Raw genomic sequence first — 18,887 nt, 5'->3', positions numbered from 1 at the left:
TTTTATCGTAATGGCAGATAGGTAATTGATTTATCTAACTCTGTGTCCGAGATCACGTTTCTGTTATCTGAAGTTTTCTGATTAATGTCCGATAACAAGTCATTAGGGTCTGCATACTGAATTTGGATTATCCCCATGGAAATGAATATCTATAAATGGTTAATAGTGATTTTATTTGGGGGCGCGGTGGGTATTTTGGGCATGTGGTTTCTGACGGCAGATACTGAACCATCGGGACCCACTTTTGCCCAGTTAGTAGACCAATATGGCGTGCAGATAGAAAAGCAATCAGACAAAAGCGTGAGATATGTGGGTTACAAAAAAAAGACGCTATATGAGGATTTTGACAGTATTCAATTGACGTTCACGGCCATAAATGACAGGTTCGAGCGTAGCCACGATTTATCTGATAATAAGAAAAAAGCCACTGATTGGGAGATGCTTTTTTGCAGCGATGCACTACAAGATATTGCGGATGAATATGACGGTAAAAGTAATCATTTTCTCGGGCGTGTTAGAGTGATTATTGCCGGTGTTGTCTTGACCGGTGAAGGTCAGCAGGGAATCAATGCGTTGTGCAATAAAAACGAATAAAGTGGCAGATAACTTCCCCGGCGCACAGTCGCTTTCCGGGGAACTAAGCCAGTTGCTATGCCGTGGCTTTAAACGAATGCAGGCGATTCATTGCCTTGGTAATATCTTCTTTCAGCAGTATTTCAGTACAACGAATAGACTCGTCAATCGCGTCGTCAATTAAGCTTTGTTCGCTAGCCGGCGGTTTACCGAGAACAAAACCGGTGACTTTACTTTTATCGCCAGGATGGCCAATACCAATGCGTAAACGATAAAAATTCGGATTATTGCCGAGCCTGCTCTGAATGTCTTTCAGGCCATTATGGCCACCATTGCCGCCTCCCAATTTCAATTTCGCCACACCGGGTGGAATATCCAGCTCATCATGTGCGACTAAAATTTCTTCCGGTAGGATGCGGTAAAACCCGGCCATCGCCGCAACGGCCTTGCCACTTAAATTCATAAATGTAGAGGGCACCAGCAAGCGCACATCTTGGCCCGCCAGGTTTAACCGTGCGGTATAACCGAAGAATTTACTTTCTTCTTTCAGTTGCTGGTTGTGGCGCTGCGCCAATAAGTCCACATACCAAGCTCCCGCATTATGGCGAGTTTGGGCGTATTCAGCCCCCGGATTTGCCAGCCCAACGATTAATTTAATGCTGCTCACGTCGTCATTCGCTATTACTAAAGGAATTAAAGTGTGACAGTTTACCCGTCATGGCGCGTAATGACAAAACTGGCAGTATGAATTCATTTGGAATTAATAGTTCAATATGTGAATAGTCAATATATGTAATAATTCAATTTCAATGCCAAATGTCTGGGAAGTGTAAAGATTTGTCGAAATATATTCCTTAGATGTGATCGCCAGCGCAACACCTTCATCAGCAGCCTGACTATACTAAGTTATTAAGTGGACATGAATAATCGCATTAAGCAAGCATTTTTAGATGTGCAGCTGAGTGATTATTTATTGGCAACTCAAGTGGAGGTGGCTTATGAAACGTAAAACCGCAGCAAGGCTTGGTAATGTGCTGATGGGGCTGGGATTGGTGACCATGGTCGTTGGGGTAGGTTACTCAATTTTGGCTGAAGTGACTCAGTTTGGCCTACCACAATTCTTTGCCCATGGTGCAGTAATGAGCATTTTTGTTGGTGCATTGCTATGGTTGGTTGGTGCTCGTATTGGCGGACGTGAAGAAGTCGCAGACCGCTATTGGTGGGTTAAGCACTTTGATAAACGTTGCACTCGTAATAAGCAACGCCACTCATAAAATCTGAGTGTTGACCGTGGTGTATGACAAATCATAGCCTGTTACCACAGCTTTAAATTGAGCTGATGTTCAGGAGGAGTGAATGACGACCCAGGAATCTGTTAGTCAAGAATCTATAGACCAAGAACCTATAAGCCAAAAAGTAGAAAACCCGTTGTTGCATCTGCATCAACGGGTTTTTCTTTATCTGCTTAATACCTGTCATAGTCCAAGCTGCATGTGCGTTGGTCGGCTTCCCGCAACTCTAACTATTTAGGGTATAGTTCTTCATTACCTATCAGTCATGAATGCCCCAACATAATGCCCAAAGAGGCTCATCACGGCTAACTGCGGCCAAATAGCACCGCAGGGATATCCACTCCCGATTATTGATTAATGCTCAAACATCGCAGAGATCGACTCTTCATTACTGATACGGCGGATGGCTTCAGCCAACATGCCGGACAGTGTCAGAGTTCGTACATTTTTCAATGCTTTGATTTCAGCTGATAACGGAATAGTGTCACAAACAATCACTTCGTCAATCACGGAATGTTTGATGTTTTCAACCGCATTACCAGAGAAGATCGGGTGAGTTGCGTAAGCAAATACACGCTTGGCACCACGTTCTTTCAATGCTTCTGCCGCTTTACACAAAGTGCCACCGGTATCGATCATATCGTCAACTAATACGCAGTCACGGCCAGCAACATCACCGATGATATGCATCACCTGAGAAACGTTAGCGCGTGGACGGCGTTTGTCGATAATCGCCATATCAGTATCGTTCAGCAATTTTGCGATGGCTCTGGCGCGAACAACGCCACCAATGTCGGGAGAGACAACAATGGGGTTTTCCAGATTCTGCTGCAACATGTCTTCCAGCAGGATTGGGCTACCAAATACGTTATCAACCGGAACATCAAAGAAGCCTTGGATCTGTTCAGCATGAAGATCCACTGTCAATACGCGGTCAACCCCAACACTTGAGAGAAAATCGGCAACAACTTTGGCAGTGATAGGTACACGAGCGGAGCGCACACGGCGATCCTGACGGGCGTAACCGAAGTAAGGAATAACAGCAGTAATACGGCCTGCGGAGGCGCGACGCAGGGCATCAACCATGACAACCAGTTCCATCAGGTTATCGTTCGTGGGTGCGCAGGTGGACTGGATGATGAAAATATCACCACCGCGTACATTTTCGTTGATTTGCACGCTCACTTCGCCGTCGCTAAAACGACCTACAGCGGCGTCACCAAGACTGGTGTACAAACGGTTGGCAATACGTTGTGCTAGTTCCGGGGTGGCGTTACCAGCAAAAAGCTTCATATCAGGCACGAGAAGAACCTCAGGCATGCGTCCAGAGAAGATATTGTCAGATCAGTAATCACGGGTGGTTATTCATACTGATTGCAATATACATACGGGTATTTAAAGTCAAAAACAACATTATGGACCGACTTTCAAACAAGTGGGACAGGTATTTTCACAAACTCAGGTCAGTGGAGCCATGATCTAGACCCTTGCTGTGCATTCTTATCTGTACTCACCGTTTTCAAATTTCCCAGAGCGTGCGCGATGCAATGGCGAAACGTTCACGCCACGGGCGACAAAACCGTGCAACCACTCTGGGGCAATACTTAACACCTGCCGAGCCGATGACTCAGTGTCAAATTCTGCAAAGACACAAGCGCCGGTTCCGGTAAGGCGTGACGGTGCGTATTCTAACAGCCATGAAAGAGCCTGTTCAACCTCGCGAAAACGTTTTCTTGCGATCGGTTCGCAATCATTTGCGTATGGAGCGCTTAAAAGCGCCGCCAGTGGGCGAACTGGCGTATTTCTTTTTAATTCAGGATCGGAAAAAATAATAGGCGTTGGGATGCTTACACCGGGGTGAACCACCAAATACCACTTCTCTACCGGCTCGGCGGGGTGCAACTTTTCACCAACTCCCTCGGCAAAGGCCGCATGTCCGCGCACAAAAACGGGCACATCAGCCCCTAACTGGAGGCTAAGAGTGGCTAATTCTTCATCAGATAAGCCACATTCCCACAAAGTATTGAGTGCCACTAACACCGTCGCGGCATTGGAAGAACCGCCACCCAATCCACCACCCATGGGTAAACGTTTATCGATGCTAATATCCGCCCCCCGAGGTACTGATGTCGCACTGGGGTGTTGTTGCAGTAACCGCGCCGCGCGGATTATCAGATTTTGCTCGTTTTCCACACCGGGAAGCGGGGTCAATAACCGAATTTGTTCATCGTCCCGCGGCACAATCGTCAGTTCGTCGCCATAATCGAGAAATTGGAACAAAGTCTGTAATTGGTGATAACCATCAGCACGTCGCTCGGTGATATAAAGAAATAAATTCAATTTTGCGGGCGAGGGCCAAATATGTTGTTGGGTGTGAGTCATCCTATTGGGCCGTCCAGTTATCCATCTTCAGTTTGATGCGCTGCTCGCCCTGACTCAATTCCATACGGCTAGGTAATGCTGGTGTGATTTGAGTATTGTATTCTTGATAATTAACCACCCAAGTTACGCCATTTCGTTGATAAGTGAGCTGTTTCAGACGGTATTTGTCGTCGAGGGTGAAATCGGTAGTATCGCCAGGTAGCCCCAGAATCCATTGGCGTAAACTTGCTAAAGGAATAGACATTCCGGTTAATTTTTGAATCATTTCTTGCGGGTCATTACTGACATAGCGCTTGCCCTGATTGTCAGTCAATTGGGTCACGCCCGGCTGTACGACCAGTTCTAGCTCGGTGCTACCCAGTGGATTTGTCAGCAATAGGCGATAGCGCTCCGGGGCGGTTTGTTGCCAGAAGAAACGGGCATAAACTTTTTGTTTTTCTGAAATATAAGCAAAAGCACCCCGGGTTTGAAATTGGCTTAATTGCTGTAATTGTTGTTCATGCTGACGCCATTGTGGCGATGTAGGGCTGGTCGCTGGGCCAGATGGCGGCGTGGTACTACAGGCTGCCAACAGCAGAGTAGCTAATGGAAGCAGGCGATAAAAACTGATTTTGCGCTGAAGCATATGGGTATAAATCCTATCGGTCGCAGGGTTTTTCACTGGCGGCACGTTTGATAAAGCAACTTAATCATAAAGCAAATTCGGGTGATACGTCTGAATAAAGGGCATCATTTGGGTTCACGCTAGCGACCCGAAGGCGGAGCGTCAATATTTTGTTCTCTTTTATATTGGGTATAAGCAATATTGTTGTACAACGGATAACCAATTTTTAAGCATAATTTATGATAATAGTTAGGATATTGCACTGTGACTTTTATTGATCTCGCGCATCAAGTAGAATGCGGTTCAGACGAGAATCCATACTAACATCAGTATTACTCGAAGCCGTTCTCATGACTCTGCTTGCATTAGGCATTAACCACAAAACCGCACCTGTATCGTTACGTGAACGAGTGACATTTTCACCGGAATCGATCGATCAGGCACTCGCTAGCTTGCTCCAACAGCCGTTGGTGCAGGGCGGTGTCGTGTTGTCTACGTGTAACCGAACTGAGTTATATCTCAGCGTAGAACAGCAAGAAAACCTGCATGAACAACTGATCACCTGGTTGTGTAACTATCATAAACTCAGCCCAGATGAAGTGAAAAAGAGCCTGTATTGGCATCATGGCAATGATGCAGTGAGCCATCTGATGCGCGTTGCCAGTGGGCTGGACTCCTTAGTATTGGGCGAGCCACAAATTCTGGGGCAGGTAAAAAAAGCCTTTGCGGAATCTCAGCGCGAGCAATCACTTTCCGGTGAATTGGAGCGGTTATTCCAAAAGTCTTTCTCTGTGGCGAAAAGGGTGCGCACAGAAACTGAAATTGGTGCCAGTGCCGTTTCGGTGGCGTTTGCGGCCTGTACATTGGCGCGGCAAATCTTTGAGTCACTCTCTGAACTGAATGTGTTGCTGGTTGGTGCCGGTGAAACTATTGAGCTGGTTGCCCGTCATCTGCGAGAGCACCAAGTCAAGCATATGATTATCGCCAACCGTACCCGTGAGCGTGCTCAAGCGCTGGCGACAGAGGTTGGGGCTGAGGTGATCACTTTGCCAGAAATTGATGCCCGTCTGGCCGATGCTGACATTATTATCAGTTCCACCGCCAGCCCATTGCCAATTATTGGTAAAGGGATGGTGGAGCGCGCACTGAAAAGCCGCCGCAATCAGCCGATGCTGTTTGTTGATATCGCGGTGCCGCGTGATATTGAGCCGGAAGTGGGTAAACTGTCGAATTCCTATTTATACAGTGTTGATGATTTACAGGCGATTATTCAGCACAATATGGCGCAACGTCAGGCCGCCGCCGTTCAGGCCGAGTCAATAGTACAACAAGAAAGCATGAATTTTATGACCTGGCTACGCGCTCAGGGGGCGGTTGAAACCATTCGTGATTACCGCTCACAAGCTGAACAGGTCCGCAGTGAGATGACGGCAAAAGCATTAGCCGCCATTGAACAGGGTGCTAATGTTGAACAGGTGGTCAATGAACTGGCCCACAAGCTAACTAACCGCCTGATTCATGCCCCCACCAAATCCCTCCAGCAAGCTGCCAGCGATGGCGATATGGAGCGGTTGCAATTATTACGCGACAGCCTTGGGCTGGATCAGCACTAGTTTCCTCTAATTACAGGGTTTAAAACCACGGATGAAGTCTTCTATTGTTGCTAAATTGGAAGCGTTACAAGAGCGCCACGAAGAAGTGTTAGCGCACCTTGGCGATGCCAATGTTATTGCCGACCAAGACCGTTTCCGCGCGTTATCACGTGAATATGCGCAATTGACGGATGTCACTCGCTGTTTTAAAGAATGGCGCAGTGTGCAAGATGATATCGAAGCGGCAGAAATGATGCTCGAAGATCCCGAAATGCGAGAAATGGCACAGGACGAACTGAAAGAAGCTAAAGCTCGCAGTGAAGAGCTGGAACAGCAATTGCAAGTTCTGTTATTGCCCAAAGACCCTGATGATGAACGCGATTGCTTCCTGGAAATCCGTGCCGGAACCGGGGGCGATGAAGCGGCTATTTTTGCCGGTGACATGTTCCGCATGTATAGCCGCTATGCTGAGGCTCGCCGCTGGAAAGTGGAAATTATGAGCGCCAGTGAAGGTGAACATGGCGGTTATAAAGAAGTGATTGCCAAGGTGTCTGGTGACGGCGTCTTTGGTCAATTAAAATTTGAGTCGGGTGGCCACCGTGTTCAGCGCGTGCCAGAAACCGAATCACAGGGCCGTATCCATACCTCCGCTTGTACTGTGGCGGTGATGCCAGCGATTCCAGAAGCCGAAATGCCAGAAATTAACGCCGGTGATTTGCGTATTGATACATTTCGCTCTTCAGGCGCGGGTGGTCAGCACGTTAACACCACCGACTCGGCCATTAGGATCACCCATATCCCAACCGGAATTGTGGTGGAATGCCAGGACGAGCGCTCACAGCATAAGAACAAAGCTAAGGCAATGTCGGTGTTGGGTGCACGTATCCGTGCCGCAGAAATGCAAAAACGCCAACTGGCTGAGGCCTCTGAGCGCCGTAACTTGTTAGGGTCTGGCGATCGTTCTGACCGTAATCGCACTTATAATTTCCCGCAAGGGCGCGTAACTGACCATCGTATCAACTTGACACTCTATCGTCTGGATGAAGTCATGGAAGGTAAACTGGATATGCTGATCCAGCCGATTGTGCAGGAATATCAAGCTGATCAGCTCTCCGCGTTGTCCGAGCAAGACTAATGGATTATCAGCACTGGCTGTCATTAACGGCAGCCCGTTTTAGCCAAAGTGACAGCCCGAAGCGCGATGCCGAAATTCTGCTGAGTTTTGTCACTGGGCGGGCGCGGACTTATTTACTGGCTTTCGGTGAAACTCCCATTACCGCTGAGCAGTTGGCGGTGTTGGAACCCTTGGCGGCGCGCCGTGAACAAGGGGAGCCGATTGCCTATTTGGTCGGGGAGCGCGAGTTTTGGTCCCTGCCATTGAGTGTTTCCTCCGCGACATTAATTCCTCGCCCCGACACCGAATGCTTGGTCGAGCAGGCTTTGGCGCATTTACCGGCCACGCCTTGCCACATTCTGGATTTAGGGACGGGCACCGGCGCTATTGCTTTGGCATTAGCCAGTGAGCGCCCGGATTGCTCGGTAGTGGGCGTTGATATTAAAGCGGATGCCGTTGCTCTGGCGCGCCATAATGCCGAGAAACTCGCGATAAATAATGTGCATTTCTTGCAAAGTTGCTGGTTTGAGTCAGTGAGCGGGCGGTTTACTCTTATTGTTAGTAACCCTCCTTATATTGATGCCAATGACCCTCATCTTAATGAGGGTGATGTGCGCTATGAACCACAGAGTGCGCTGGTGGCCTCAGCAAAAGGTATGGCTGATTTGGTGGAGATTATCCGCCAGTCACCGGCTTATTTAGAAGCGGGGGGCTGGTTAATGCTGGAACACGGCTGGCAGCAGGCCAATACAGTACAGAAGCACCTTAAAGAAGTGGGATTTAGTGCTGTAATGACACATAAAGATTATGGTAATAATGATCGTGTGACGCTGGGCCAGTGGGGCACTTAATCAAGAAAATTCCCGTTCAGCATAAATTAAGGACTGAGAGACATGTGGGTTGATTACATCGCCATGAAGTATTTGCATTTACTGACAGTGGTTATCAGTATTATGCTGTTTGTGTTACGTTTCTTCTGGAAATGTCGCGGTTCAGCTATGATGGAAAAACGCTGGGTAAAAATAACACCGCATATCAATGATACGCTACTGTTTGTCAGCGGTATTGTATTGATATTTATCACTGGATTTTACCCTTTCAGTCCGCAAGGAACATGGCTGACTGAAAAGCTATTTGGCGTTATTATCTATATCCTGCTTGGCTATGTCGCATTAGGTAAGCGAACCCGCAGCCAGAATCGCCGCTGGCTTGCCTTTATACTCGCATTGGGTTGCCTGTATTTGATTATAAAACTGGCAACAACTAAGTTACCACTGCTGATGGGATATCTATGAGTAGCATTGCTGATTTCGAATTTAACAACGCGTCCCTGTGTGATGGGGTGTTACTGGTTACCCAGGAGATTCGACAGAATTTTCCACTGGCTGATGTGCGCAAGCAACTACAACAGCTCGTTGATGATGCCAAGGCCGCAATGCCCGCCGGTCTCAATCAGGATCAGCAATTAGAAGTGCTTATCGATCTGTTTTATCGTCAATGGAAATTTGGTGGCGCGGGTGGTGTTTACCGCCTGTCAGATGCCATCTGGCTCGATAATGTGCTGGACAAACGCCAGGGGACCCCGGTGTCGCTGGGCGTTATTTTCCTGCACATTGCGCATCAATTGGAGCTGCCATTGATGCCAGTTATTTTCCCAACTCAATTAATTCTGCGTGCGGATTGGCTAGATGAAGAAATGTGGCTGATTAACCCGTTGAACGGCGAAACACTGAACGAGCATATGCTGGAGGTGTGGATCAAAGGCAATCTGGGGTTGAGTGCCGAGTTGGAAGATGAAGATTTGGAAGAAGCGGAAAATACCCTGATTGTACGCAAAATGCTCGATACGCTGAAAGCAGCATTAATGGAAGAGAAGCAAATGGAGCTGGCCTTGCGTGCCAGTGAAGCGGTATTGGCTTTTGATCCCGATGACCCGTATGAAATTCGCGATCGCGGCCTGATTTATGCCCAATTGGATTGCAATCATATTGCTATCTCTGATTTAAGCTATTTTGTCGAACAGTGCCCGGAAGACCCCATTGCTGAAATGATAAAAATGCAGATCCACTCCATTGAGCAACAGCGAGTGACGTTGCACTGATACCCGTCATACTTCAAGCTGCATGTGTGTTGGCCGTTTTCGTTACTCGGCCCGTCCATGGGCCTCGCCTCTGCGAGGCCGCTGCAAGCAGCGTTCAAATCTGCTCCTGGCAGATTTGTCACCCCAGTCATTTACGGGTCGTTGACCTTAAATGAATAAACTCCTGGGGATTATGAGCCTCTAATGAGGCTCACCCTGCGGGCCAGCGCAGGCGCTGTTCAAAATGGTTTACAACCAATTTGTCGCTCAGTTGCCGCCTTCCTGCAACTCGAATTATTTTCGGTATATTTATGGTAATCACCTTGTTGAGTAATAACTCACTGTAATTAATCTCGATTTATCCTTTATAAAGGTATTTGTATGGAACAGAAAGTGGTTAGCATTGGCGATATCAAGGTAGCGAACGACCTGCCTTTCGTGCTATTTGGCGGCATGAACGTACTTGAGTCTCGCGATTTGGCGATGCGTATCTGCGAGCATTACGTGACCGTCACCCAAAAACTCGGCATTCCTTACGTCTTTAAAGCCTCGTTCGACAAAGCCAACCGTTCTTCAATTCATTCTTACCGTGGCCCTGGCTTGGATGAAGGGATGAAAATTTTTCAGGAACTAAAACAGACATTTGGCGTGAAAGTGATTACCGATGTTCACGAAATAAGTCAGTGCCAGCCCGTTGCTGAAGTCGTTGATGTTATCCAATTACCTGCATTTTTGGCCCGCCAAACTGATTTAGTCGAAGCTATGGCGCGTACCGGCGCGGTTATCAACGTCAAGAAACCTCAGTTCGTTAGCCCTGGCCAGATGGGTAATATCGTCGAGAAATTCAAAGAAGCTGGTAATGACCAGGTTATTCTTTGCGATCGCGGTAGCAACTTCGGTTATGACAATTTGGTTGTTGATATGTTGGGCATCAATGTGATGGTCAATGCCACTGGCGGTCATCCGGTTATTTTCGACGTAACCCATGCATTGCAATGCCGCGACCCATTTGGCTCAGCATCCGGCGGTCGTCGTGCGCAAGTGGCTGAACTGGCCCGTGCGGGTATGGCAGTAGGTTTGGCCGGGTTATTTATTGAAGCACACCCAGAGCCAAACAGTGCTAAATGCGATGGCCCGTCAGCATTACCATTAAATAAGTTGGAGCCATTCTTGGTGCAGATGAAAGCTATCGACGATTTGGTGAAAAGCTTCCCAGAACTGGATACCAGCAAGTAATATCCTTCGTCCTTGACGTTGCAGCGGTGAATAAATAAAAAGGCAGCTATTTATGCTGCCTTTCAGACTGCTGACAAACCCCAATAATTCGATCTCTGGTGGTGAGGACGGGCAGAAGAGTAAAGCGTCCGCGCCAGGGATGGCGCGGCTCGAGCCTACATGGATGTATTGACGGCGTCTTTACGATCTGCCTGTTTTCACCGCTGCAGGCACTTTGTCAATAACCTCAAAGGCAGCTATTTATGCTACCTTTTTTGATCGCGAAAAAGATTTTGATCATGAAGAAAGTTATTTCAGCTGTAATGCCGCCAGTGCTTCCGGCAATGAACCATAAAAACTCAGTTTACCTTCAATTGGCTGCACTCTGGCTCTCGCCAGCGTCTTTAGCGGTTGGAAAGGGATATCCGTGATGATGAGCTGCTGATGCTCGCCTAAAGCCTCTGTGAAGCGCAGAAACGCATTTAACCCCCCCGCATCCAGAACCGGCACTGCATCCCATTGCAAAATTATCGTTTCGTAATGCTCGCAGCGCTCCAGTAACTCGCTAAATATCCGCTCAGCGGCGGCGAAAAACAGCGGCCCGTTTACCCGCAATACTAGCGTTTTCTCATCAACAGCTGTAGCTATCTCACTCAGGCGCGTCATGCGGGCAATGCGGCGCATAAACAGCAATGAGGCCAACACGATACCCACCGTGATTGCTATCACCATATCGAATAACACCGTCAGGCTCATACACAGCAGCATCACGATAATATCGTCTTTAGGCCCACGGCGGAGTAAGTTGACCACTTTATGGGCCTCGCTCATGTTCCAGGCCACAATTAATAGCAAGGAAGCCATTGCTGCCAGTGGCAGATAAGACAACATCGGTGCCAGAACCAATAAAGCCAATAACACTAATAGAGCATGGATAATAGCCGATACCGGCGAGGTGGCCCCAGCGCGGACGTTAGCCGCCGACCGCGCAATGGCGGCTGTTGCGGTGATGCCACCAAAGAATGGCGCTACCATGTTACCCAGCCCCTGACCAATTAACTCACTGTTTGAGTGATGTTTTTTCCCAGTCATACCGTCAAGAACTACCGCGCATAATAGTGACTCAATCGCCCCTAGCATGGCCATCGAAAAGGCGGCCGGTAGTAGCGCCGAAAATATCGCCCAGTTCAAAACAAACTTTTCCCCATCCGCAGCAGGCAAATGCCAGGGTAAGACAAATTGCGGCAGAATAGGGGGGATACCCTGGCCTTGAGTCCCGTCAGCCAATAAATAACCAAAACGTGAGCCAATAGTGGCGACCTGATGGTCAAAGAGTGATAAGACCCCCATAACGGCCGTACCCGCGATGAGTGCCGGTAAGTGACCCGGTAACTTTAATTTTAAACGTGGCCAGAGGATCAATACCATCAGAGTAAGGGTAGCAATTAAGGTATCACTGAAGTTGATGGTTGGCATTGCTTGCACCAATGCGGCCACTTTACCCGCATACGTCTCTGGCACTTCCGCTAGATGTAAGCCAAAGAAATCTTTCACTTGCATCGTGGCAATGGTGATACCAATTCCTGAGGTAAAACCGAGGGTGACTGACAGCGGAATATATTCAATTAAACGGCCTAGCCTCCCCAGCCCCATGCACAGTAAAAATACACCGGAGAGTAATGTCGCCAGTAATAAACCGGCTAGACCAAATTGTTGTGATACGGGATAAAGAATAACCACAAAGGCCGCAGTAGGGCCGGATACGCTATAGCGGGAACCACCGCTGACCGCAATAACAATCCCGGCGATAGCTGAAGTATATAAGCCATACTGTGGGGGAACACCACTGGCAATTGCCAGCGCCATAGCCAGTGGAATGGCAATGATACCGACAGTAATACCGGCAATTGTATCTTTTATAAGGCGTTGAAGTGTATATGTTTCTCGCCAGCAAGCGTCAATTATCGCGCTGAACGGCCTAATGCCGTTAATTCCGTGCGTTTTCATCTAAGGTGCAAACCAAATAAAGAAAAGACAAAATAAATGGCGGGCCAATAAGGGTCCGTCTCGAGTAGCAGACAACAACGATACGCCAAATAGCAGTATGAGATCTAGATGTATATCAATCTCTGACAGAAATGTAGATAACTAGCCGTTTTATAAAGTGGTTTACATCAAGTTATTCATGCCAGACAAGGTAATTTTGCGTGCGACTTAATAAAAAGTCACCATTATCAGCGGTAGCGTCTTTTTTTAGCATCAGATGTGAGAAACCGAGTAATAAGCTTTCAGTTCAGAGACACTGGACACCTGAGGCAGAATTAAGTCATTAGGAGTTATCTTGTTAACCAAAAATTAGGCTTAGCCTCATAATAAAATTATTCAGATCTGCCCTGAAAATTGTGTAAATACCTATCTTGCAGCTAAGATTTAGGTTAGAAACTATCAATCTCTGCTTTAATACCCAAGGTTCCAATGAATAACTTGAGATTTGAACGTGATTTAACCTTAGTGAAAGTTCGGTTGTATCAGTATGAGTCAACATTAACGTCGAAAACTCACAGGACTGATGCTATACCATGACTGAATTAGAATCTCTCTCGACGTTATACCGAGATGCTTGTGTAACCTATGCAACTCTCTCAATCAGTTATTTTGCCTTAAGTAGGAACAGTGCTTTCTCCTATAAAGGAGAGGTTTGGAAACGTATTTTGTTTGGTCTGGTTGCAGGACTGGTTTCACTTTATCTTAATCAAGACCAGTGGATTCTCTTCGGAGCGTTCTCTTATAGCTTCGAATTGATCCCGATTATTTTGGTCATATTTTATGGTGGTTGGTTAAGCGGCTTGACGGCATTGGCGATCAATTTCGTTTTTACCGGCTGGATGACAACAGGGAACATATTAATATTAATAGTTTTTACCCCGCTTCTGCTATCCAAAGTATGGGAGAAAAAGAGCAATCGTATTTTTTATATCACAATTATCTTAATTGTGGCTTATCGAATAATTGCCGCTGTCTTACTGGTTCCCCATGCATTCTCTTGGGCACAGATTTTGGTATATCAACTCATCTCTGCTCTGTGTTTAGCCATCTGTTACCATGCATTGAATTTTAAAGAACGTCATATCCACGCTTATTTTGCGATGAAAAACCGAGCAAATATTGATAAATTAACTCAGCTCAATAATCGGGCAAGTATTGATTACCGGCTCATGGCGATTAATAACAGCCGCCAGGCATGTGGTCTAATGATTTTGGATCTCGATCACTTTAAAGCGGTTAATGATACTTACGGCCATAATGCAGGTGATGTCTTGTTAACGGAAGTAGGAAAGTTACTCGCTAATACGGTGCGCGATGAGGATTTTGTTGGCCGTTATGGTGGTGAGGAATTTATTGTTATTACCCATCGCCATGAACCCCAAGCGATTAAAACAGTGGCTGAACGAATTCGTCAGCGCGTAGAGAATTTAGAGGTAATGTTACCTGATGGACGCAAGATAAAAGCCACTATATCCATTGGCGCTTCGCTGTATTTACCCGGAATGTCGATGCTAAAAGCATTGAAAATGACTGACGAAGCTCTTTATCAGGCGAAGAATCAAGGGCGTAATCGGGTGGCTTACAGCCGGTTAATGCCATTTTCACCATTGGGTGATCGTATCGTAAAAGACCGACGTCGGCGCTCTCTTTAATCAACAAAGCCCAGGATGCGCGCCAAAGAAAAAGGCCCTGACTTTCGTCAGAGCCTTTTGCTCGAATATGGCGGTGAGAGAGGGGTTCGAACCCTCGATACACTTACGCGTATACACACTTTCCAGGCGTGCTCCTTCAGCCACTCAGACACCTCACCGTTTCGTTACCGCGCTATGCACTGCAACGGGGCGGTACTATAGTGACCGGCAGACAGATGGTCAAGTAGTATTTATCTGTTGTTTCCCATCTGATTATTCCGCACGCATATAGGGTAAATCACAAGCAATTCATGGTCATTTAACGCCAGTATTTTGCCGCTGCAGGGGAGTCGACCATTATATAATCTGCCCCCAGACTTTTAGCAAATTGATAATCCTCAGCGGAATTAATGCCAATCAGCAAGACTTTTGCCTCTTCGCTTTCCTTGAAACAGTCCATTGCTTGCTGGTTCCAAACTAATTGGGTGTGGGTCGTCCCTTTACCTAGGGTAAGCCTCTCGACTATTTTTACATCGCGTCTTAATTCAAAGGCATAATGTTTACTAGGGTTGCTAATGGATGAACTCCCCTTTTCTTGGGCTATCACACATTTATTTGCCATAACAGCATTAGCCAGGATCTTACGGGTTTTATGACGTGATTCGAATTTATGAAAATATTTAGGGAGCGCAGCGAGATATTTTTTTTCAGTAGAATAGAAAGTGAGTCTTTCAGGTGACATGATATTTTTGCGTAGTTCTATTATTGCATTTGCTATTATTTGGGGGTCAGCATCGGGGGATTTAATATCAATAATAAACTTTACATCAGGATAGCTTAAAAGTACCTGATGTAATGAAGGAATCTTGACTCCACGTCCACGATAAACATATTGACCATCCTGATTAAAATAATAGGCGGCATCTAATAATTGCAATTCTTCTAACGTGTGCTCGGAAACAAGACCATTACCGTCAGTTAACTCGTTTAAATCCTTGGGACGATAGAGTACTGGAATGCCGTCTTTGCTGAGTTGGATCGTAATCCAGATGATATTAGCCTCATTTGATAGTGACCTACTGATAGCGTGTTGGGTATTTTCCGGGAAGTCGGCTGTGCCAGCTCGATGAGCAACTATCAAGGGGGAAGCCAATGCATTTTGCAGATAAAATAGGAGTGATAATAAAATAAAAGAGATTTTCATATTGTTATGCCCCTGTGGTTTATATTCCAAAGTTGAAATACTCTTCACGTTGTAACATGTGATGATAAAGGGCAGCATAATCAATTAATGTTAAACGCTATTCGTCATTACTGGGTGACTTATTTATTATCTTAATATGGATTGAATGCAGTGATGAGGTTAGTACTGGCGTAAGGTAACAATGATCGAAAGCCGTAATTTATAAATAGCAGAAATGAAAAAAGCCCACGAATCTCATGGGCTTTTCACTTTAATATGGCGGTGAGGGAGGGGTTCGAACCCTCGATACGCTTACACGTATACACACTTTCCAGGCGTGCTCCTTCAGCCACTCAGACACCTCACCGTGTTACTTCTCTACTATCATCAACCGCGTTCACATGGTCGACCGGCGTAATGTAGGCAAAAGTGTGCCCAGCGTCAACCTTCTTATGCATGCTTTGTTACTGTTTAGCGAAAGTTACCGTAGTTTGCTGATTTCATCGGCATTTCGTGCGAGTAGCACTTGCATCTGCGCGTTAATCGCGGAAGTCTATTCAGTACTTTCGTAAGGAGCTGGCAAGTAATGAATATTATTTTTTATCATCCATTCTTTGATGCAAAACAGTGGTTGTCAGGGCTACAGTCGCGCTTACCTACCGCGAATATTCGGCAATGGCGGCGTGGTGACACGCAACCTGCAGATTATGCGCTGGTTTGGCAGCCGCCTCAGGAAATGCTTGCCAGCCGTGTTGAACTGAAAGGGGTGTTTGCGTTGGGGGCAGGGGTGGACGCTATTTTGGATCAAGAGCGACGTCATCCTGGGACATTACCGGCAGGAGTACCACTGGTTCGGCTGGAAGATGCCGGAATGTCGTTGCAGATGCAGGAATATGTTGTTGCTACGGCATTACGCTATTTTCGCCGCATGGACGAATATCAGCTGCAACAACAACAGAAGCTGTGGCAACCTCTGGCGCCACATCAACACGATAAATTTACAGTAGGTATTCTTGGCGCTGGCGTGTTAGGAAGAAGTGTTGCCCACAAACTGGCAGAGTTTGGTTTTACCGTTCGTTGTTGGAGTCGCACACCTAAACATATAGAGGGTGTCACTAGCTTTGCAGGCCAGGAAAAATTGCCTGCATTCATTCAAGAGACACAATTGCTGATTAACTTGTTGCCTAATACCCCAGAGACTGCCGGTATCCTTAATCAGTCACTTTTCTCACAATTGAATGCCAATGCTTATATCATCAATATTGCTCGGGGCGCGCATTTGTTAGAGCGGGATTTATTAGCGGCAATGAGTGCAGGTCAAATAGCCGCGGCCACGTTAGATGTGTTTGCTGAAGAGCCTTTGTCTTCGATGCATCCTTTCTGGAGCCATCCTCGGATTACTATTACCCCACATATTGCTGCTATCACTTTACCAGAAGTGGCAATGGATCAGGTGGTTGCCAATATCCAGACCATCGAAGCGGGAAGGGAACCGGTTGGATTAGTTGATGTAGCTCGGGGTTATTGATTTAAGCATTTCCACAGCTTGATGGGGTTAACAATTGCCGGCGAGGTTTTAGCGCTGCTGATGAGAAGAATTCCTGCTATCATTAGCGTACTATGCTTTGCCTGCAAAAAAGCTATCCCGCCTTAAAAGACTTTGTGGAGTAGTCATGTATCCTGTTGATTTACATATGCATACCATTGCCAGCACCCATGCTTACAGTACCCTGCACGATTATATCGCCGAAGCTAAGCTAAAAAATATCAAATTGTTCGCCATTACAGACCATGGCCCAGATATGGCTGATGCCCCCCATTATTGGCACTTTATGAACATGCGGGTATGGCCGAGGCTGGTTGATGGCGTAGGGATTTTGCGCGGTATCGAAGCAAATATTAAAAATTTGGAAGGTGACATCGACTGTACCGGCCCGATGCTTGATGCCATCGATTTGCTGATCGCCGGTTTCCATGAACCGGTGTTCCCGCCGCAAGATAAAGCGGCCAATACCCAAGCGATGATAGCCACCATGGCGCAGGGAAATGTGCATATCATTAGCCATCCGGGGAATCCTAAGTATCCAGTTGATATTAAAGCCATTGCCGAAGCTGCGGCACACTACAATGTCGCGCTGGAATTGAACAACTCATCATTTTCACATTCACGTAAAGGGAGTGAAGCGAATTGCCGGGCAATAGCTGAAGCCGTGCGGGATGCTGGCGGATGGCTAGCCTTGGGTTCGGATTCCCATATTGCTTATTCATTGGGGATCTTTGAGCATTGTGAGCGCATTATTGCTGAAGTGAATTTCCCGCAAGAGCGTATTTTGAATGTCAGCCCGCGGCGCTTACTGAATTACCTTGAGCAGCGTGGTCGCCCGCCGATACCTGAGTTAGCCGAATTATAATTTTCGTGTGACACTGTCACAACTTTGGTTTTTAAACAAATAAGTTAAAAGTACATAGTAAACAGGATGTTATAAATGAATGATTTTTCTCTGATGTGCCGTGTTTTGGGCTCGCTTTTTTATCGGCCGCCTCAAGACCCACTGTTGGAGCCTCTTTTCACCCTGATAAGCCAGGGGAAATTAGAGCAGCATTGGCCGCTAGAACAAAGTGAGTTACTGGCGCGTTTGCAGCAGGATTATCAGCCCGAAGCGCTGGCTGCTGACTATAACGCCCTGTTTGTTGGCGACGAACGCAGCGTTTCACCTTATGGTTCCGATTATGAAGATGCTCGTCCAGAAACAGAGGTTAGAGCCTTTCTTCAGCAACGTGGTATGCCGCTAGGTGAAGGGCCAATTGATCACTTTGGCAGTTTATTACTTGCGGCTTCCTGGCTTGAGGATCAAGCCGCTGAAGATGAAATGGCGGCGCAAATTGAACTGTTTAATGACTATTTATTGCCTTGGTGCGGACGTTTTCTTGGCAAAGTAGAAGCTCATGCCACCAGTGGTTTTTATCGCACTTTGGCACAATTGAGCCGCGAGGCATTGCAAGCTATGTGGGATGAGTTATCAGAAGATACCCTTCGTCCTTGATGCTACAGCTGTGTTAGCGGCACTCGCGCACCCGAATCACTGACCAAAGTAAGCTCATCGGGACTTGCTCGCTTGCGGCCTTGCTGTAACACCAATGACTTTGGGTATCGCCCTTAGCTTTTGATGCTACA

At 46.9% G+C, this 18,887-nt stretch carries 18 protein-coding genes and 2 tRNA genes; 12 read left to right on the top strand and 8 right to left on the bottom strand.

Annotated elements, in window-relative coordinates; all coding sequences use genetic code 11:
- Positions 1–135 precede the first annotated feature (135 nt).
- Positions 136–594: a hypothetical protein gene (locus tag FTA91_RS17150; RefSeq protein WP_145535640.1), complete on the top strand. Its 459-nt coding sequence runs from the start codon at positions 136–138 to the stop codon at positions 592–594.
- A gap of 55 nt (positions 595–649) precedes the next feature.
- Here the strand turns inward: FTA91_RS17150 and pth are convergent, their stop codons facing one another.
- On the bottom strand, positions 650–1,240 hold the full coding sequence (gene pth / locus FTA91_RS17145) for an aminoacyl-tRNA hydrolase (RefSeq protein ID WP_050113473.1): 591 nt from the start codon (positions 1,238–1,240) through the stop codon (positions 650–652).
- A 331-nt stretch (positions 1,241–1,571) separates the two neighbouring features.
- Here pth and ychH point away from each other — a divergent pair, with 331 nt between their 5' ends.
- Positions 1,572–1,847 (top strand): stress-induced protein YchH, encoded by a 276-nt coding sequence (ychH, locus tag FTA91_RS17140; protein ID WP_050113474.1) that lies wholly within the window; start codon positions 1,572–1,574, stop codon positions 1,845–1,847.
- Positions 1,848–2,219: 372 nt separating this feature from the next.
- On the opposite strand, the gene prs is transcribed toward ychH, so the two are convergent.
- From prs to lolB, 3 genes are all read right to left on the bottom strand, one after another.
- Positions 2,220–3,167, bottom strand: a complete 948-nt coding sequence (prs, locus tag FTA91_RS17130; protein ID WP_004390739.1) for a ribose-phosphate diphosphokinase — start codon at positions 3,165–3,167, stop codon at positions 2,220–2,222.
- 198 nt (positions 3,168–3,365) lie between these two features.
- Complete coding sequence (ispE, locus tag FTA91_RS17125) at positions 3,366–4,247, bottom strand: 4-(cytidine 5'-diphospho)-2-C-methyl-D-erythritol kinase (protein ID WP_050113475.1); 882 nt, start codon at positions 4,245–4,247, stop codon at positions 3,366–3,368.
- 1 nt (position 4,248) lies between these two features.
- Positions 4,249–4,872, bottom strand: a complete 624-nt coding sequence (lolB, locus tag FTA91_RS17120; protein ID WP_050113476.1) for a lipoprotein insertase outer membrane protein LolB — start codon at positions 4,870–4,872, stop codon at positions 4,249–4,251.
- Positions 4,873–5,201: 329 nt separating this feature from the next.
- Between lolB and hemA the strand changes: the two genes are divergently transcribed.
- The 6 genes from hemA (at position 5,202) to kdsA (ending at position 10,873) form a co-directional block, all read left to right on the top strand.
- Entirely contained in the window at positions 5,202–6,464 is a 1,263-nt protein-coding gene (hemA, locus tag FTA91_RS17115; RefSeq protein ID WP_145583665.1) for a glutamyl-tRNA reductase, read from the top strand.
- Positions 6,465–6,495: 31 nt separating this feature from the next.
- A complete protein-coding gene (prfA, locus tag FTA91_RS17110) occupies positions 6,496–7,578 on the top strand; it encodes a peptide chain release factor 1 (RefSeq protein WP_004390734.1) in 1,083 nt (360 codons plus the stop codon).
- Positions 7,578–8,408 (top strand): peptide chain release factor N(5)-glutamine methyltransferase, encoded by an 831-nt coding sequence (prmC, locus tag FTA91_RS17105; protein ID WP_050113478.1) that lies wholly within the window; start codon positions 7,578–7,580, stop codon positions 8,406–8,408. Before prfA ends, prmC begins: the two co-directional genes overlap by 1 nt.
- A gap of 42 nt (positions 8,409–8,450) precedes the next feature.
- Positions 8,451–8,852, top strand: a complete 402-nt coding sequence (locus FTA91_RS17100; protein ID WP_038633442.1) for a SirB2 family protein — start codon at positions 8,451–8,453, stop codon at positions 8,850–8,852.
- Positions 8,849–9,658 (top strand): invasion regulator SirB1, encoded by an 810-nt coding sequence (sirB1, locus tag FTA91_RS17095; RefSeq protein WP_050113479.1) that lies wholly within the window; start codon positions 8,849–8,851, stop codon positions 9,656–9,658. The genes FTA91_RS17100 and sirB1 overlap by 4 nt, the downstream gene beginning before the upstream one ends.
- Positions 9,659–10,018: 360 nt before the next feature.
- The gene (gene kdsA, locus FTA91_RS17085) at positions 10,019–10,873 is read left to right on the top strand and encodes a 3-deoxy-8-phosphooctulonate synthase (RefSeq protein WP_050113480.1); all 855 of its coding nucleotides are present in this window, start codon (positions 10,019–10,021) and stop codon (positions 10,871–10,873) included.
- 288 nt (positions 10,874–11,161) lie between these two features.
- On the opposite strand, the gene dauA is transcribed toward kdsA, so the two are convergent.
- On the bottom strand, positions 11,162–12,859 hold the full coding sequence (gene dauA, locus FTA91_RS17080; RefSeq protein ID WP_050113481.1) for a C4-dicarboxylic acid transporter DauA: 1,698 nt from the start codon (positions 12,857–12,859) through the stop codon (positions 11,162–11,164).
- Positions 12,860–13,431: 572 nt separating this feature from the next.
- Between dauA and FTA91_RS17075 the strand changes: the two genes are divergently transcribed.
- On the top strand, positions 13,432–14,550 hold the full coding sequence (locus tag FTA91_RS17075) for a GGDEF domain-containing protein (protein ID WP_050113482.1): 1,119 nt from the start codon (positions 13,432–13,434) through the stop codon (positions 14,548–14,550).
- Positions 14,551–14,618: 68 nt separating this feature from the next.
- Here the strand turns inward: FTA91_RS17075 and FTA91_RS17070 are convergent.
- From FTA91_RS17070 to FTA91_RS17060, 3 genes are all read right to left on the bottom strand, one after another.
- Positions 14,619–14,708: transfer RNA gene (locus FTA91_RS17070), tRNA-Ser, on the bottom strand.
- A gap of 140 nt (positions 14,709–14,848) precedes the next feature.
- Positions 14,849–15,733 (bottom strand): glycerophosphodiester phosphodiesterase family protein, encoded by an 885-nt coding sequence (locus FTA91_RS17065; protein WP_145535647.1) that lies wholly within the window; start codon positions 15,731–15,733, stop codon positions 14,849–14,851.
- Positions 15,734–15,989: 256 nt separating this feature from the next.
- Positions 15,990–16,079 (bottom strand) — tRNA-Ser (locus FTA91_RS17060).
- Between the two features lie 219 nt (positions 16,080–16,298).
- Here FTA91_RS17060 and ghrA point away from each other — a divergent pair.
- The 3 genes from ghrA to FTA91_RS17045 all read left to right on the top strand — a co-directional run bounded on the left by ghrA (position 16,299) and on the right by FTA91_RS17045 (position 18,756).
- Positions 16,299–17,240: a glyoxylate/hydroxypyruvate reductase GhrA gene (gene ghrA, locus FTA91_RS17055; protein ID WP_145583663.1), complete on the top strand. Its 942-nt coding sequence runs from the start codon at positions 16,299–16,301 to the stop codon at positions 17,238–17,240.
- A 145-nt stretch (positions 17,241–17,385) separates the two neighbouring features.
- Entirely contained in the window at positions 17,386–18,123 is a 738-nt protein-coding gene (locus FTA91_RS17050) for a phosphatase (protein ID WP_050113485.1), read from the top strand.
- A 75-nt stretch (positions 18,124–18,198) separates the two neighbouring features.
- Positions 18,199–18,756 carry a TorD/DmsD family molecular chaperone gene (locus FTA91_RS17045; protein ID WP_050113486.1) on the top strand — a complete coding sequence of 186 codons (558 nt, stop codon included), beginning with the start codon at positions 18,199–18,201 and terminating at the stop codon, positions 18,754–18,756.
- Positions 18,757–18,887 lie beyond the last annotated feature (131 nt).

This window comes from Yersinia thracica (genome assembly GCF_902170565.1).
In the GTDB taxonomy this organism is placed as follows: domain Bacteria; phylum Pseudomonadota; class Gammaproteobacteria; order Enterobacterales; family Enterobacteriaceae; genus Yersinia; species Yersinia thracica.
The sequence above is the reverse complement of the archived record's forward strand: the minus strand, read 5'-3'. Positions and strand labels throughout refer to the sequence as shown.

What these genes read in the sequence shown, in the direction of transcription:
- FTA91_RS17150 (WP_145535640.1), top strand. Translation starts at nt 136, where the DNA reads ATGGAAATGAATATCTATAAATGGTTAATAGTGATTTTATTTGGGGGC.
- ychH (WP_050113474.1), top strand. Translation starts at nt 1,572, where the DNA reads ATGAAACGTAAAACCGCAGCAAGGCTTGGTAATGTGCTGATGGGGCTG.
- ispE (WP_050113475.1), bottom strand. Translation starts at nt 4,247, where the DNA reads ATGACTCACACCCAACAACATATTTGGCCCTCGCCCGCAAAATTGAAT.
- lolB (WP_050113476.1), bottom strand. Translation starts at nt 4,872, where the DNA reads ATGCTTCAGCGCAAAATCAGTTTTTATCGCCTGCTTCCATTAGCTACT.
- hemA (WP_145583665.1), top strand. Translation starts at nt 5,202, where the DNA reads ATGACTCTGCTTGCATTAGGCATTAACCACAAAACCGCACCTGTATCG.
- prfA (WP_004390734.1), top strand. Translation starts at nt 6,496, where the DNA reads ATGAAGTCTTCTATTGTTGCTAAATTGGAAGCGTTACAAGAGCGCCAC.
- prmC (WP_050113478.1), top strand. Translation starts at nt 7,578, where the DNA reads ATGGATTATCAGCACTGGCTGTCATTAACGGCAGCCCGTTTTAGCCAA.
- FTA91_RS17100 (WP_038633442.1), top strand. Translation starts at nt 8,451, where the DNA reads ATGTGGGTTGATTACATCGCCATGAAGTATTTGCATTTACTGACAGTG.
- sirB1 (WP_050113479.1), top strand. Translation starts at nt 8,849, where the DNA reads ATGAGTAGCATTGCTGATTTCGAATTTAACAACGCGTCCCTGTGTGAT.
- kdsA (WP_050113480.1), top strand. Translation starts at nt 10,019, where the DNA reads ATGGAACAGAAAGTGGTTAGCATTGGCGATATCAAGGTAGCGAACGAC.
- dauA (WP_050113481.1), bottom strand. Translation starts at nt 12,859, where the DNA reads ATGAAAACGCACGGAATTAACGGCATTAGGCCGTTCAGCGCGATAATT.
- FTA91_RS17075 (WP_050113482.1), top strand. Translation starts at nt 13,432, where the DNA reads ATGACTGAATTAGAATCTCTCTCGACGTTATACCGAGATGCTTGTGTA.
- FTA91_RS17065 (WP_145535647.1), bottom strand. Translation starts at nt 15,733, where the DNA reads ATGAAAATCTCTTTTATTTTATTATCACTCCTATTTTATCTGCAAAAT.
- ghrA (WP_145583663.1), top strand. Translation starts at nt 16,299, where the DNA reads ATGAATATTATTTTTTATCATCCATTCTTTGATGCAAAACAGTGGTTG.
- FTA91_RS17050 (WP_050113485.1), top strand. Translation starts at nt 17,386, where the DNA reads ATGTATCCTGTTGATTTACATATGCATACCATTGCCAGCACCCATGCT.
- FTA91_RS17045 (WP_050113486.1), top strand. Translation starts at nt 18,199, where the DNA reads ATGAATGATTTTTCTCTGATGTGCCGTGTTTTGGGCTCGCTTTTTTAT.